Raw genomic sequence first — 15,858 nt, 5'->3', positions numbered from 1 at the left:
TAACAACATTATGAGTAAGACTTCACGAAAGGAGAGACACATGGAAAAATATGATGTATTAGTTCAAGGAGTAGTGTCCACAGATGTAATATTTTCATCCATACCAAAAATGCCGAGTCCAGGAGAGGAAGTTTATTGCGGTGCATTTGAGTTCACATGCGGTGCAGCCTATACTACTGCAGTTGCTTTTGCAAGATTAGGCCTCAAAGTAGCGATTATTTCCCCTATTGGTAATGACGTGTTAAGTCAGTTTGTGTTAACCAGCCTTGAATCAGAAGGTGTATCTACCAAACTAATGAAAAAATTGAATCAACCTCTTCGAACGCTATCCGTTGCCATCAACTATGGTGGTGATCGTTCATTTCTCTCTTATCAAGATGATACAAAGGATTTCAACTTGGAAGAGTACACGAATTCTATTATTGAGAATGTGGATGCTTCCATCCTACACTTGGGAGCAGGGCCTAAGTCATTATCCTCCATTCAATTAGCAAAAGAAAAAGGAATGAAAGTATCGGTTGACATCGGATGGGATGAGAAATGGTTAAAGGATCCCAAATTAATAGAAATGATACAGCATAGTGACTTTTTTACACCAAATTTAAAGGAAGCTCTATATATGACCAGCAATACTTCTGCCGAAGATGCCCTACATACCCTTCAAAAGTGGTGTGAAGACACTTTGATCATAATCAAAATTGGACCAAAAGGAGCTTTGGTAGGTATACAAGGGGAAGATGTTGTAGTTCCTGGATTCAAGAAAAATCCTATTGATACAACTGGAGCAGGCGATGTGTTTGCTGCCGGCGTTTTAACCGGTCTTTTAAAAGGATATGAAATAGAGGAAGCAGTTCGATTAGGGAATTTTTGTGGTGCATGCTCAGTAGAAGGTTTAGGCGGAGCGACTAAAAGTCCGTATTGGACCCAAGTAGAAGCAGAGTTTTTAAATACCAACAAACAAAATGAAACGGAGGAATTGGTATGAAGTTAACAGTTCTTGGAGGAGCTGGAATGAGAACTCCTCAATTAATCCAGGGGTTATTTAAACATCCTGACCTACATTTAAGCGAAGTGACACTATTTGATAATGATGAAAATCGACTTTTGGTGATGGGAGAACTTTCAAAATATCTTGTAGAACAACACAAAGCTTCGTTTAAACTGACTTTTACTTCTGACATCAGAGAGGCTGTCAGAGGTGCTGAGTTTATCTATTCTGCTATTCGGGTCGGTCAAGAAGAGTCTCGAGTTCTTGATGAACGTGTATCACTAAAACATGGAGTAATCGGTCAAGAAACAACTGGACCTGGCGGATTTGCAATGGCATTGCGTACCATTCCAGTTATGATTGAGTATACCAAAATCATTCATGAAGTTGCTCCGCAAGCATGGCTCCTGAATTTCACGAATCCATCAGGGCTTCTTGCTCAAGCCCTCAATACATATGGTCATCATGATAAAGTCATTGGAATTTGTGATGCTCATGCGGGCATTAAAAATGCATTAGGGAAGTTTCTTGGAGTACCTCATACAAGACTACAAGCTACTTACTTTGGTTTAAATCATTTAGGATGGGTGCCTTCGGTGATCGTAGGCGGCGAAGATAAGCTTCCTGAAATTCTAGAAAACTATGAGTCTCTTTCACGTACTTCTCATATTTTTAGCTTTTTTGATCCAGACTTAATACGTAACATCGGAATGCTTCCAAATGAATATCTATACTATTTTTATTATACAGATCAGGCTGTAAAAAATATCAACGAGTCAAATGAAACTCGTGGGGAACAAATTGTTAAACTAGGAAGACCTCTTTTAGAGCGGTTATATGATCATGTGAAATCAGGAAATGTTGCAAAAGCTTGGGCAGACTACAAGCAAACAATGGAAGAGCGAAACAACACATATATGTCACGTGAAACTTCTGGTAATGTTCATAATGTGTATGAGAAAGAAGAAAAAATTGAAATCACATATGAAGAAGAAGGTTACGAAGGTCTTGCTTTAAATATTATCAAAAGCATTAAATATAACAAGCAGCAAGTATTAACATTGAACATACCAAATAACGGTACAATAGCTGGGCTTCATCATGATGATGTGGTTGAGGTTCCTTGTTTAGTGAACGAAAATGGCTATTTTCCATTATCTGTTGGCGAAGTACCAGATGTAGCGATGTCGTTAATAAAGCCTGTTAAAACATATGAGAGATTAGCGGTCGAGGCAGCAGTGACCGGTGATTATGACACAGCGCTAAAAGCATTAACTGTACATCCTTTGGTTCCTTCATATACCGTGGCAAAAGCGATATTGGATGAATATTTAGAGGTTCACAAACAATATCTCCCACAATTTAATAGTGAGAAGCAGGAATTAATCAATTAAAAGACTTCCTCTAATGAAAGCATAGAATAGATTAGTATGATGGTTTTTATGTCACGTTTAATTTCCTTGAAAAATAATAACAATATCAAAGGGGAGAAACACATGAATAGATCTTTAAAAAGATTTGGATTGCTACTATTAGGTCTTATGCTTATAGTCATGTCAGCATGTTCCAAAACAAGTTCAAATAACGAAGCAGCAAATGGTGAAATTGTTATTAAATTTCCTCATTATTATGTAGGGACAGATCCAAATGCTCAATGGTTTAACAAAGTAGTAGAAAAATTTAATAACGATCATAAAGGTAAAATTAAAGTTGTTACTGAAGAAATCGCTGGAGAGCAAAACTACGTTGACAAAATGAAGCTGCTTTTGCAGTCAGGTGATATGCCTGATATTGGAATGTCGCCACTAGGACTACTTGATCTTGCCTACAAAGCAGGAAAAGCGGTCGATTTAACACCTTACTTAGAAGCGGATTCGGAATTTAAAAGTCAGTTCGATCCAAAGTCCTTGGAAGTGAATACATTCGACGGAAAAGTGTATGGTTTTCCTACCTTTAGAGGAATGATGGAATACTACTATAATAAAGAACTATTTGCAAAAGCAGGAATTACACAACCAGCTCAAACATGGGATGAATTGTTCAGTCAATTCGACACATTAAAAAAAGCAGGAATCACGCCAGTATCAATGGATACAGCAGAGACAGGGTGGCTTACATCTCTTTGGTTCAATGCCATGATCGGGAGTCACAGTCCAGAGGGATTGGAATTTATGAACACCTATTTCCCAAAAGACTTTAATAAACCATACGTGGTTGATTCTCTAGAAAAAATTCAAACAATGTTAAAAAAATATACGACTAAAGATGCGGTCGGAGCAAAATATGATACGGCTGCCATGCACTTTTTAAATGGTGAGACAGCAATGATTGCTAACGGTCCATGGATGATCGGTGATTTCAGTGATACGAAAAAAGCAAAAAAAGGATTAGATAAGCATATTGGTGTGGCACTATTCCCTGAAAACACTGTATTTAACTCACCTGAAAAAGGATATTTTGTTTTATCGAAAGATAAAAAACATGCAGATGCTGCTGTAGAATTCTTAAAATTTCTTGTAAGTCCAGAGCATCAAAAGGAATTGCTATTGCTTAAAGGAGAGCTACCTGATTCTCCTAAAGTAGAAATTACAGACGATGTAAAACAGAAGTTTCCGATTTTAGCAGATTTCTTAACCCAAACTGAAAGTGCGAAAAATGAAATCTTGTATTATCAAAAAACATGGCACAACAATGTTCAAAATGAAGTAAGTAACATTTATCCAGCCTTGGCAAATGGACAACTTACTCCTAAAGAAGCTGCTCAAAAATTAACAGAAGCTGCTCAAAAAAATTAATACACAAAATAGGCTTTATCATGAATCGAAGGACGTAACGTCCTTCGATTCAACTTACATGATACTAGGAGGTGCAGCATGAAACGCAATCGACTTTGGTATGCTATTTTTCTAACACCCGCTGTTATCATATTTCTTCTTGTGTTTGGATATCCGGTTGTTAATGTAATCTTTACATCTTTTTTCGATTATAAAATAAATCAGCCGATGAAATTTATCGGTATTGATAACTACATTGCACTGCTTTCAGATCAAGCTTTTCTGATTGCGTTCAAAAATACGATTATTTGGGTGGCGCTACAGGGTTCATTCCATGTGGCATTAGGTGTGTTGGTTGCATTGGTCCTATCACATAAACCATTGGGATGGAAGTTCGTCCGAACATCCTACATGATTCCAATCATCATATCCTCAGCCGCGAGAGCCATGTTGTTACTATATGTATTTAATCCCCAAATGGGTATGATCAATTCCTTTTTAAAAATGATCGGTTTTGAAGACTTTTCACTGAATTGGTATTTCGATCCATCTACATCGTTTTGGACTGTAACAAGCGGTTGGTTATTTTTTTCTGCTCTTATCACCATTATTGTTATGGCTGAAATTGCAACCATTCCCCAATCACTCTATGAAGCAGCAAAAATCGATGGAGCCACAAGGTTTCAAACGGATCTATTTGTTGTCTTGCCATTATTGCGAAATGTAATAGGGATAAGTGTTATTCTTGCGACAACAAGTATGTTAAAAGAATTTGAATTAATTTTCTTAACGACAAATGGAGGTCCCAATGATTCAAATTTAAATTTACCACTTTATTTATATAAAGAAGCAATGATGTTAAACAACTATGGGTACGCAAATGCGATTGGAACATTGTTGATTTTCCTAGGCTTGTTCATTATTCTTGTTGCAACTCGAATATTTAAATTTGGACACTCGGATGTCTAGGTGTGAAGGAGAGATGAAATTTGCGAGATAGCACCAAACAAATTATATGGAAATCACTGACCTACGTCTTTTTGGTGATAATTGTTTTTATCTCAATTCTGCCAATTTTTTGGGTCTTAATATCTTCTTTTAAAACAACACAGGAAATAACTTCTACACCATTATCTCTTCCGACTTCACTTAGTTTTGATGGATATATCACGGCCATAAAGGTTTCACCGATTTTCCAATACTACGGAAATAGCATTATTGTTTCTATAGCATCAACTGTATTCAATTTAATTTTTATGGGGATGGCCGCCTATGTTTTTGCAAGGGTAAAATCAAAGGTCATCAATTTATTGCTTGCTGTAATGAGTATCACATTGTTTATACCAATTACATCTATGATGCAATCAATTTACAGTGTGGTTGAGTTTATTGGGCTTTATGATACAAAGACAGGGTTGGTTTTGGTATATACTGCCATTGGTATTCCCGTTACCCTTTTTGTTCTTCGAAGCTTCTTCCTTACGATTCCTAATGAAATTGAGGAATCTGCTTACATTGATGGGGCAAGTTTTCTTCGTACGTTTTACTCAATTGTGGTGCCAATCGCAAGACCTGGGTTTGCAACAGCCGCGATTATTCAATTTATCAATTGTTGGAACGAATTTTTGTTTGCCTTAACGCTTACTTCAAGCAACGAAAATAGAACCGTTCCGTTGGTGTTGAATTATTTTACCTCCATGTTTAGTTATGATTATACTGCGTTATTTGCCGCTCTTACGATGATTACCATCCCAAGCATTTTGATGTTTGTTCTTCTTCAAGAGCAAGTGGTGAGCGGATTAAGTTCTGGATCAGTCAAGGGGTAACTTGCAGTTAAAAACTCATGCCTTCTGATACTAGAAGGAAATGAAAGTCGCCACACTGGCCAAACACCGAAACGGGAGGAGAAATTTATTTGAATGAAATTAGCCATATTCACTATCAAGTATTAAATGATTATGATGAAATGTCCCGACAGGCTGCCGAAAAAATTATCGAACAAGTGAATACCAATCCTGCTTCCCTCGTCTGTTTAGCGGCAGGAGGCACACCTAAAGGGACACTGAAGTATTTGGTCGAAGCCGCGAGGAACAAAGAAATTGATTTTTCGCAGTGCCATTTTGTTGGGTTGGATGAATTCGTAGGACTTTCCTGGGAAGATGAGGGTAGCTGCTATCGTTATATAAATGAACACTTTTTCACACCTCTGGCCATTTCCCGTGACCGAATTCATTTTTTTAAAGCCGATAGTGATGACCTTCAAAAAGAATGTGAGAAAACGGATAGCTTCATACAAAAGCATGATGGGATTGACATTCTGCTTTTAGGGGTGGGTGTCAATGGCCATCTTGCCTTAAACGAACCTTATGTGAGCAGGGATCTTAATTCCCACGTCATAAACCTAGATGAAACAACGAAGAGAGTGGGACAAAAATATTTCAGTCGAGGAGCTAAGCTGGAAAAGGGCATTACAATTGGTTTAAAGCAAATGCTCGAAGCAAAGACCACAATCGTCATCGCAAATGGCGAAGTGAAAAAAGAGGCGATTTCTGCATTTTTAAAAGGGGAAGCCGATGAAAAATACCCGGTTTCGATTCTAAACCTGCATGAAAACTGCTATGTGTTTGTCGATCAGGAAGCAAGTCCTGTTTCATAACGATTTCAGCCCGGATTCATATCCTGGCTTTTTTTCTTGTTCATTATTTGAAAGGTAATAATTTAGTACTTTTTACTCATTTTTTTCTAAAATAATATATCTGAATTTTTAGTAAAAATATCTAAAGAACTATTACAGTTTTTTTATTATAACTATAATGTAGGTTAATTAAGGATGTGAAAGTTTTTTAAAGTAAAAATTGAAGGGAGAAAAAAGTATGAAGAAAAAGTTTTCAACAATTGCTAGAACATTAACTTTAACGATGATGTGCAGTCTTTTTCCATTAGGTTCTAGTTTGGCAAAAACTGAAGAAAAACCGGTCGATTTAGATATGTTGTTCATCGGAGCTCATCCTGATGATGAAGCTGGAGGTTTGTCTACATACGGACAGTGGATCGAACAATATAACTATCATATGGGTGTTTTGACAATTACACGTGGAGAAGGAGGAGGAAATGCAGTAGGACCTGAAGAAGGCTCTGATTTAGGTATTTTAAGAGAAAAAGAGGAAAGAAATGCTATATCCATTGCTGGAATCAATCATGTATTTAATCTAGATAAAGTTGATTTTTACTACAATGTTAGTGCACCATTAACAGAAAAAGTGTGGGGCCATGATTCAACACTTGAAAAGGTTGTTCGTACAATTCGAATGACAAAACCTGAAATTATCTTTACAATGAATCCGTCTCCAACACCAGGAAATCATGGTAACCATCAATATGCGGCCAGAATGGCAGTAGAGGCATTTTACGCTGCTGCAGATCCTACTAAGTTTCCAGAGCAAATTTCAAAAGAAAGATTAAGTCCTTGGAAAGCAAAGAAAATTGTTTATCGTGGTGCAAACGGTGTAGGAACCAACTTAGGGGAAAAATGTGAAACTACTTTTGTTCCAGCTGAACCAACTGATAAAGTATATAGCATTTGGAGTGGAAGAAAATCAACAAAGCAAAACAAGACTTGGGGACAACTAGAACGGGATGCTCAAAGAATTTATGAGTCACAAGGCTGGAAGACATTTGAAGATGTCCCAAGTGATCCAAATCAATTGAGCTGTGATCGTTTTACAGAGTTTGACAGCCGTGTCCCGATAACAAAGGATAATCAACAATCGACTTCATTACTTGAAGGTGCACTTCTTTCTAATAAACAAGGTCTTCCTCTTGGAACAGAATTATCTGTTACAACTTCAAATTACAAAATTGTGCCTGGTGATACATTTGAAGTTAATGTTGAAGTAACCAACAATAGTGAAATGAATTTAAAAGATGCAACTCTAACTCTCGAGTTACCTGTTGGATTGGAAGCCGAGAAGAATGATCAAGTGTCTATTAAGCAGCTTAATAAAGGTGAAACGAAGGAGTTTAGTTTTAAAGTAAAAGCCTCGCAAACTATGGAAACAAAAAGATATCGACTTAACGCTAAATTAGCTGTTGGGGAAAAACAAGGTTTTTCAAGCAGGGTAATTGAAGGTGTATCAGCTGTACAAGCCACACTTCAGCCATTGCCACACGTTAAGGAGTTCCAAGAATGGACGGGAAAAAATCGAGTACAGCATTTACAGAATTTGATTAAACCTGTATTTTCAATTGGATTAGGTGAAACGCGGAATATTCAAGTTAATGTAACGAATAATAGCAGCAATGTTCAAAGTGGAGAAGTATCTATTCAGCTGCCGGAAGGCTTCCAAACACTTCAGCCTTCAGTATCGATTGATTCTATGAAACCAAATGAAACAAAGGCAATCCAGTTTTCGGTTACGAATACAAATCCTTCATTAAAAACTTCTAATGAGGGAGGGACAAATGGTGATTACGACTTTACGATAACGACCAAAACAATGGAAAAATCTGTGGTTCAAACTGCAGCCATTAATTTAGTTCCTATTACTGATATTCATCAAGCAACAACTCAACCTGCTATTGATGGTGAGGCGCACGAAGGTGAGTATCTTGATCAAGATATAGACTTAAGCCGAGTATGGGAAGGGACGGTACCAACTTCTTCTATGGACGCCTCAGGTCATGCCAAAGTAAGCTGGGACAAGGATTCCTTATATTTCTACGTGAACGTTCAAGATGATCTGTTAGGTACAGTCTTAGATAAGGCGGATGCAAAACGTCATTGGAGAACGGATTCCGTAGAAATTGCAATCGACCCACAAGGAAATTCAGAAAATACATCTTCCACCTTTAAGGTCGGTATTTTCCCAACAACGACAGAACATAAGCCTGCGGCTTATCGTGATGCTGATAACCATCAGGGGCCAATCGAATTGACTGCGCCAGGAATGGAAATCGCATCAAAAATTAACGAAGATAATTATAATGGGTATTCGATGGAAGTAAGGATTCCTTTCTCTGTATTGCCTGCCGCAGTTGATCCTGAAAAGTTTGCCTTTAATATTTTCGTCTATGATTCAGATACAAAGGACAAAACAGGACAAACGCGCCTAGGTTGGTCAACTTGGGGTGGTGTACAAGGTGATCCGTATCGTTGGGGACATGGAAAGCTAGAAGACTACCAACCGGATGGAAAGATATTGCAACCAACAGAACCGTTTTTCCCAATAGATGTTACGAAAAGTGTTTTATCGCCACAATCAATATTGCAGTCTTCTTTAAACGGAGTTCCACTAGCCAGCGGAAGGGCTGCTGAGCAAGATAGCATAATGATTTTGGGTCAGCCAAAAGTGGATCAAAGCACGGTGAAAGTAAAACTAAAAGCGCAAAATCCTGGCATAGCAAACGTGTTTCTATGGTCAAATAACCGAATCTTAGACAAGAAAACAATAGATTTTAAATTTAATCAACAATCTGAAGCCGTATTGCAATATCCGTCTGACAAATTACCTGAAACTGCCTATGTGCTTATTTCTTATGAAACAGAAGACGGTAAAACAGAAAGTATATCCTATCCGATAGGAAAATAATGATTATGAATTCCCTTGGCCAATTATTAATAGCCAGGGGTATTTTTTTATATCATAAAATTTTACTTGTTATTTTATATGAAACAATTTTAAATTTCTAAGAAAATCAGCGTGAAACTTAGACATAAACCGATGATCTAAAATCGAAGTATTTATTAATTAGTTCAAAAAATCTGAATAAATAGTTAAATTTAATTAGAATTTTATTACATATAAAATTAAAATAGAGAAAATATAGAGTTGTTGAAATGAAGCTAACCATTTTAGGTGGTTCTAGTGCTAGATTACCGTTAATTGTAAGCGCTTTAATTCAGTAGGGTGATAAATTCCACATTTCTAGACTAGTACTCTATGATACAGACGGGAAGAATCTACAGTTAATAGGATCATTGATAAAGCATAGCGTTTGGAAAAATTGAAATTTTTATTTATTGTGGGGGGCAATCCGTAATAGCAATTGGTGGATTTTACGGGGCACCATCTGAAAGCTTTGTATTAGATTCTATTAGTGTGAAGTAAGGAGTGTAATTATGCCAAACTATCCCAAAGCCTTGCAAACATTTGTAGATCCATTCCTTTTTCAAATATTTGTGGACCATAATGAAGGTGATTGGAAAATGCCTTTTGAGTGGCATGATTCCTTAGAAATTTTTTATACCTTGAAGGGGAAAGGACATTACTTTATAGAGGATAAATTTTATACGTTTCAAGAAGGTGATATGTTTATTATCGGCAACAATGAATTACATAAAAGCCAACTAATTGACGGGGAACCATTTGAGGCTTTAATTATCATGTTCCACCCTAAAATAGTTCGTATGCTACAAACAGATAATCAGTATGATCCGCTTACAATCTTTAAGGAACGTCCACCTGGTTTTTCACACCAAATGAAGATGAATCAAGATGATCAGATCATTTTTGATATGATTAGGAAACAACTTCAAACAGAGTTTGAGTTAAACCGTGACGACTCGATGTGTAGTATCGTAAGTTTATTGAATTGGCTTCTTGTACTAATAAACAGACAATATGAGAAGGAAAAACAATTACCTTCTTTAAATCCTAAATACTCCTTTAAATTAAATAATACCATTTCAAAAGCTTTAGAGTACGTGAACGAAAATTTTTATAAAGATCTTAAACTTTCTGATTTAGCAGAAAACCTTTTTGTCAGTCCATCTTATTTAAGTAGAGAATTTAAGCGTGTTACAGGATTTACTCTAATCGAATTTATCACATCAAAAAGAGTCAGACATGCAAAAAATTTGTTAACGAATTCATATTTACAAATAACTGATATTGCAAGTCAAGTTGGCTATAACAATGTTACTCATTTTCACTTGGTATTTAAAAAAATAGTTGGAATGAGCCCAGGAGAATATCGGAAGTATGTTAGTAAAATAGATTAATAGTTTGGTGGATCATTTATTAAAATTGAATTTAAAAAAGTATTGAAATATCAATCGAATTTAAATATAATCGGAAATAAGGTAAGCGCTTTCCTTTCGTGTGAGGAAGATGAATTGATTATGCTTTTATAATAATGGAAGTTCTCCATCACGAAAATTTGTTAACATAAAGACCATAATTATATAATTGAGAAAAGCACTTCGTGGTATATGAATCCAAAGCACGAAGAGGAGTATACAGATGAAACCAACCATTTATGATGTAGCTAAGGAAGCGAATGTGTCCATTGCAACAGTTTCCAAAGTAATAAATAATACGGGCCGAATCAGTGAGAAGACGAAAAACAAGGTCCTTGAAATCATGGAAGAACTCGAATATCAGCCGAGCAGTTTAGCTGCAGCTTTAACGGGAAAAAAAACGTTCACCATTGGCGTGCTCGTTCCCGATATCGCCAACCCTTTCTTTGCTGAAGTAGCCCGGGCGCTAGAAAACAATGCACGGGAGACTGGCTATGCGCTCATCTTGTGCAGTACAGATTATCAACGGGAACGCGAGAATGACTATTTGGAGCTCCTTATTAAAAAGCAAGTTGACGGCATAATCATTGCAACGGAACCTAAAGATCTGAAGAAATTCAAAAACCTTCACAATCGGAATATTCCTTTCGTCATGTTTTCTTTTGACCATCTTGCATTAGAATCAAACGTTGTTACTACCGATGATGTAAAAGGTGGGTATCTTGCGGGCCGTTACTTATTGGAAAAAGGGCATCAGAATATAGCTGTCATTACAGAAACAGAACGTGCAAGCGGTCAATTACGTTTAGAGGGGTTTAAGCAGTCGCTCGTTGATGGAGGAATTAAAATTGATAACACTTTGGTTATCCAGGCAAAATCTAAAATTGAAGAAGCAAAAAAAGCGGCGCATCAAATATTGGAGTTGGATACCTTGCCAACAGCGGTGTTTGCTACAACAGATTTAATTGCTGTGGTCTTTATAAATGAAGCACGGAAGGCGAAATTATCGATTCCGCATGATATATCGATCATTGGCTTTGATAACACGATCCATGCCGAAATAGCAGACCCTGGGTTAACGACCATTGCACAGCCTATTTCTGATTTGGCCAGTTATGCCATTCAGCAGCTGATGGAATCGATTGAAAAGCCAGGTATGCCTACTCACCGTATTATGCTTACCCCAACGCTTGTAGAACGCGAGTCCGTAAGAGATATTAATAGATATAATTCATGAACCATAAGCGACCGAACTATCGGAAGCTTTTCATTATCACTTTTGGTTAAGCGCTTTACTTATATTGATCCATATTCTTTTAAAAAACTGTAAGATTAAGTATAAAAAGAGCAATATTTTATTAGAGAGAGCGCTTAACCATTTGTATTTGATCGTAAAAAAAGGGAGGATTCAGTAATGACATTGACTGTAGGAATAATCGGAGCTGGACGTATTGGGAAAATACATGTTGATAATTTGAGAGGCATTCCACGCCTTAGAGTAAAAAGTGTTTCAGATGTTGCAATCGGACATCTTGAATCATGGGCAAAAGAGAAGCAAATAGAAGTTTTGACAACAAGTTACCTTGACATCCTAAATGATCCGGAAATTAATGCTGTATTTATTTGTTCGCCTACCAATACACATGCAAACATTATTAAAGAAGCTGCAGCAGCAGGAAAACATATTTTTTGTGAAAAACCAGTCAGCTTTACTGTGGAAGAAACGGAAGAAGCACTTGCAGCTGTAGAAAAAGCTGGTGTAAAGCTTCAAGTTGGATTTAATCGCCGATTTGATCCCAACTTCCGTAAAATCCGTGAGCTCGTTCAAGATGATAAAGTTGGCCAACCCCATATTTTACGCATTACATCCCGTGACCCGGAGCCACCAAGTGTTGATTACATAAAGTCGTCAGGCGGATTATTCATGGACATGACGATACATGATTTTGATATGGCCCGTTATATTATGGGCAGTGAGGTTGTGGAGGTTTCTGCAACCGGGGCGGTACTTGTAAATCCAGCTATAGGTGAAGCCGGTGATATTGATACTGCTATTATTACGTTAAAGTTTGCAAACGGCGCTCTTGGCGTTATTGAAAACAGTCGGCGTGCTGCCTATGGATATGACCAGCGCTTAGAAGTGTTTGGTGATAAGGGTGCCGCACAAGCGGATAACAATCGCGCTAACAATGTGGAGCTTTCCACTGCAGAAAGTGTTTTAAAAGAGAAACCACTATACTTTTTCCTAGAACGCTACACACAAGCCTATACCGATGAGGTAACCGAGTTTGTTACTGCCGTTCTTGAAAATCAACCAGTAAGCTGCAGCATTTTTGATGGCCTCCAGGCAGAGCGGATTGCCCATGCGGCTAAAAAGTCACTTGCAATTGGAGCGCCAGTTCAGTTGCAACAGGTTGGTCAATCGGCAACTGTCTAGTATTAGGAAACTAAACGGAAGGATGGAAGTTATATGAACCCGCTCAGATTTAATCAAGACCGCCCCCTCGATCTTATTGCAGTGGGCCGGCTCTGCATTGACTTGAATGCCAATGAGACGAACCGTCCGATGGAGGAAACGCGAACGTTTACGAAGTATGTTGGCGGTTCACCTGCAAATATCGCGATTGGTTCAGCTAGGCTTGGCCAGAAGACTGGTTTTATCGGAAAAGTATCGGACGACCAAATGGGCCGTTTCATTACAAATTACTTAGAAAAGAATTCGATTGATACAACAGGTGTGAAGATTGACTGCACAGGAGCCGTAACGGGCCTTGCTTTTACAGAAATCAAAAGCCCAGTAGATTGCAGTATTTTGATGTACCGAGACAATGTAGCGGATTTGAAGCTGCACCCATCTGAAGTGGATGAAGAGTATATTAAACAGTCAAAGGCACTATTAATCTCTGGAACTGCGCTTGCAAAAAGTCCGTCTCGTGAGGCTGTATTTGTTGCACTAGAATATGCAGTTAAACATGACGTAACGGTCTTCTTTGACCTTGACTACCGTCCGTACACTTGGGCGGATGAAGCAGAAACAGCTGTTTATTACAACTTGGCAGCTGAGAAATGTGATGTCATTATTGGGACTCGAGAAGAGTTTGACATGATGGAAAAACTGTTAAATATTGTGGAATCAGATGATCCGTATACAGCTTCTCGCTGGTTTTCATACCGCGCCGAGCTCGTTGTGATTAAACACGGAGGCGCAGGGTCGATTGCTTACACAAAAGATGGAGCATCCCACAGAAGCGGTATTTACCGGACGAATGTATTAAAAACCTTTGGTGCAGGGGACTCCTACGCATCAGCATTCATTTTCGGACTCATGAATGGGCAAGACGTATCAGAAGCGATGAAAATGGGAAGCGCCTCAGCATCGATTGTCATTTCCCGTCATAGCTGCTCGGATGCGATGCCAACACACGAAGAACTTCTTGGTCATATGGAAACAGCAGTTTATGAACTTGCTTAAAAGTGAGATTAATAGATTTTTAAATAGAAAGGATGATTCTCAGATGACAGTGACTACTGTAAAAACCTTAAAAAACTATATTGGCGGCGAATGGGTAGAGTCAACATCAGAAAAAACAGAGGTAGTTTATAATCCCGCAACGGGAGAAGAGCTTTCTATCGTACCACTTTCTACAAAAGAAGAAGTTGATCATGCTGTTCAGGCAGCAAATGAAGCATTTAAAACATGGTCTCAAGTTTCCGTTCCAAAACGTGCACGTATTCTTTTCAAATACCAGCAGCTTCTCGTGGACAACTGGGATGAACTAGCAAAGCTCGTTACAAAAGAAAATGGAAAAAGCTATTCAGAAGCCTATGGTGAAGTCCTTCGCGGTATTGAATGTGTGGAATTTGCTGCAGGTGCACCGACATTAATGATGGGTAAACAGCTTCCTGATATTGCAACCAATATCGAATCCGGCATGTACCGTTATCCGATTGGTGTTGTTGGTGGTATTACGCCGTTTAACTTTCCAATGATGGTTCCTTGCTGGATGTTCCCGCTAGCGATTGCTTGTGGAAATACATTCGTATTAAAGCCATCAGAGCGAACACCGATTCTTGCAGCCCGTCTTGCAGAATTGTTTGAAGAAGCAGGGCTTCCAAAAGGTGTATTGAATATCGTAAATGGTGCACATGATGTCGTTAATGGGCTTCTTGAACATAAGCTTGTTAAAGCGATTTCGTTCGTCGGTTCACAGCCGGTGGCAGAATATGTATACAAAACGGGTACAGCTAACCTAAAGCGTGTTCAGGCACTTGCTGGTGCAAAAAATCACTCGATCGTATTAAAAGATGCCAATCTTGATATAGCATCAAAAGAAATTACTAGTGCTGCTTTCGGTTCAGCAGGTGAGCGCTGTATGGCTGCGGCTGTTGTGACAGTCGAGGAGTCTATCGCTGATGAGTTGCTTGCGAAACTAAAGAAGGCTGCCGATGAGATTGTAATCGGAAATGGACTTGATGAAGGAGTCTTCCTTGGACCGGTTATTCGTGAATCTCACAAAGAACGTACGCTTGGTTATATTGAATCAGGAGTTGAGCAAGGGGCAACGCTCGTCCGTGACGGTCGTGAAGATGATGCAGTAAAAGGAGAAGGCTACTTTGTTGGGCCAACTATCTTCGATCATGTGACCCAAGAAATGAAAATCTGGCAGGATGAAGTTTTTGCGCCAGTACTTTCCATTGTCCGGGTTCAAGATTTGACAGAAGCAGTTGATTTTGCAAATGCATCGCCATTCGCAAATGGCGCCTGCATCTATACAGACAGCGCATCAGCTGTTCGTCAATTCCGTGAAACCATCGATGCAGGTATGCTTGGTGTTAATGTGGGTGTTCCGGCTCCAATGGCGTTCTTCCCGTTCTCAGGCTATAAGGATTCTTTCTATGGTGATCTACATGCGAATGGAACAGATGGTGTTGAATTTTATACAAGAAAGAAAATGCTGACTGCTCGTTATGTAAAGTAATTCTAGAAATAAAAGGGAAGTGGTGGGATGGAGACAGTCCGTGCTGCATCCCTTTTTCTTTTTTGAAAAAAAGCCATATCTTACTGAATGAGAGGGGAT

General features: G+C 38.4%; 12 protein-coding genes. All 12 read left to right on the top strand.

The genetic code is table 11. The annotated features are described in order from the left end of the window. Positions 1 to 40 precede the first annotated feature (40 nt). Entirely contained in the window at positions 41 to 985 is a 945-nt protein-coding gene (locus KW850_RS03280) for a carbohydrate kinase family protein (protein WP_218346142.1), read from the top strand. Beyond that, positions 982 to 2,382 (top strand): 6-phospho-beta-glucosidase, encoded by a 1,401-nt coding sequence (locus tag KW850_RS03275; RefSeq protein ID WP_218346141.1) that lies wholly within the window; start codon positions 982 to 984, stop codon positions 2,380 to 2,382. The genes KW850_RS03280 and KW850_RS03275 overlap by 4 nt, the downstream gene beginning before the upstream one ends. A gap of 102 nt (positions 2,383 to 2,484) precedes the next feature. Then, positions 2,485 to 3,783, top strand: a complete 1,299-nt coding sequence (locus KW850_RS03270; RefSeq protein WP_218346140.1) for an ABC transporter substrate-binding protein — start codon at positions 2,485 to 2,487, stop codon at positions 3,781 to 3,783. Positions 3,784 to 3,861: 78 nt separating this feature from the next. After that, positions 3,862 to 4,731, top strand: a complete 870-nt coding sequence (locus KW850_RS03265; protein WP_218346139.1) for a carbohydrate ABC transporter permease — start codon at positions 3,862 to 3,864, stop codon at positions 4,729 to 4,731. A gap of 20 nt (positions 4,732 to 4,751) precedes the next feature. After that, positions 4,752 to 5,588, top strand: coding sequence for a carbohydrate ABC transporter permease (locus KW850_RS03260; RefSeq protein WP_218346138.1), 837 nt, complete (start codon positions 4,752 to 4,754; stop codon positions 5,586 to 5,588). 89 nt (positions 5,589 to 5,677) lie between these two features. After that, positions 5,678 to 6,418 (top strand): glucosamine-6-phosphate deaminase, encoded by a 741-nt coding sequence (locus KW850_RS03255; RefSeq protein ID WP_218346137.1) that lies wholly within the window; start codon positions 5,678 to 5,680, stop codon positions 6,416 to 6,418. Between the two features lie 217 nt (positions 6,419 to 6,635). Continuing rightward, positions 6,636 to 9,350 (top strand): sugar-binding protein, encoded by a 2,715-nt coding sequence (locus KW850_RS03250; protein ID WP_218346136.1) that lies wholly within the window; start codon positions 6,636 to 6,638, stop codon positions 9,348 to 9,350. Positions 9,351 to 9,880: 530 nt separating this feature from the next. Beyond that, the gene (locus KW850_RS03245) at positions 9,881 to 10,762 is read left to right on the top strand and encodes a helix-turn-helix domain-containing protein (RefSeq protein WP_218346135.1); all 882 of its coding nucleotides are present in this window, start codon (positions 9,881 to 9,883) and stop codon (positions 10,760 to 10,762) included. Between the two features lie 241 nt (positions 10,763 to 11,003). After that, on the top strand, positions 11,004 to 12,017 hold the full coding sequence (locus tag KW850_RS03240; protein ID WP_218346134.1) for a LacI family DNA-binding transcriptional regulator: 1,014 nt from the start codon (positions 11,004 to 11,006) through the stop codon (positions 12,015 to 12,017). A gap of 177 nt (positions 12,018 to 12,194) precedes the next feature. Beyond that, positions 12,195 to 13,217, top strand: a complete 1,023-nt coding sequence (gene iolG, locus KW850_RS03235) for an inositol 2-dehydrogenase (RefSeq protein WP_218346133.1) — start codon at positions 12,195 to 12,197, stop codon at positions 13,215 to 13,217. A 33-nt stretch (positions 13,218 to 13,250) separates the two neighbouring features. Next, on the top strand, positions 13,251 to 14,252 hold the full coding sequence (gene iolC / locus KW850_RS03230; RefSeq protein WP_218346132.1) for a 5-dehydro-2-deoxygluconokinase: 1,002 nt from the start codon (positions 13,251 to 13,253) through the stop codon (positions 14,250 to 14,252). 43 nt (positions 14,253 to 14,295) lie between these two features. Further along, complete coding sequence (locus KW850_RS03225) at positions 14,296 to 15,759, top strand: CoA-acylating methylmalonate-semialdehyde dehydrogenase (protein ID WP_218346131.1); 1,464 nt, start codon at positions 14,296 to 14,298, stop codon at positions 15,757 to 15,759. Positions 15,760 to 15,858: the final 99 nt, after the last annotated feature.

The sequence above is a fragment of the Bacillus sp. sid0103 genome, assembly GCF_019219025.1.
This window is presented reverse-complemented; position numbering and strand designations above follow the sequence as displayed.

Excerpts from the sequence above, each read along its gene's own strand:
- KW850_RS03280 (WP_218346142.1), top strand. The coding sequence starts at position 41 with ATGGAAAAATATGATGTATTAGTTCAAGGAGTAGTGTCCACAGATGTA.
- KW850_RS03275 (WP_218346141.1), top strand. The coding sequence starts at position 982 with ATGAAGTTAACAGTTCTTGGAGGAGCTGGAATGAGAACTCCTCAATTA.
- KW850_RS03270 (WP_218346140.1), top strand. The coding sequence starts at position 2,485 with ATGAATAGATCTTTAAAAAGATTTGGATTGCTACTATTAGGTCTTATG.
- KW850_RS03265 (WP_218346139.1), top strand. The coding sequence starts at position 3,862 with ATGAAACGCAATCGACTTTGGTATGCTATTTTTCTAACACCCGCTGTT.
- KW850_RS03250 (WP_218346136.1), top strand. The coding sequence starts at position 6,636 with ATGAAGAAAAAGTTTTCAACAATTGCTAGAACATTAACTTTAACGATG.
- KW850_RS03245 (WP_218346135.1), top strand. The coding sequence starts at position 9,881 with ATGCCAAACTATCCCAAAGCCTTGCAAACATTTGTAGATCCATTCCTT.
- KW850_RS03240 (WP_218346134.1), top strand. The coding sequence starts at position 11,004 with ATGAAACCAACCATTTATGATGTAGCTAAGGAAGCGAATGTGTCCATT.
- iolG (WP_218346133.1), top strand. The coding sequence starts at position 12,195 with ATGACATTGACTGTAGGAATAATCGGAGCTGGACGTATTGGGAAAATA.
- iolC (WP_218346132.1), top strand. The coding sequence starts at position 13,251 with ATGAACCCGCTCAGATTTAATCAAGACCGCCCCCTCGATCTTATTGCA.
- KW850_RS03225 (WP_218346131.1), top strand. The coding sequence starts at position 14,296 with ATGACAGTGACTACTGTAAAAACCTTAAAAAACTATATTGGCGGCGAA.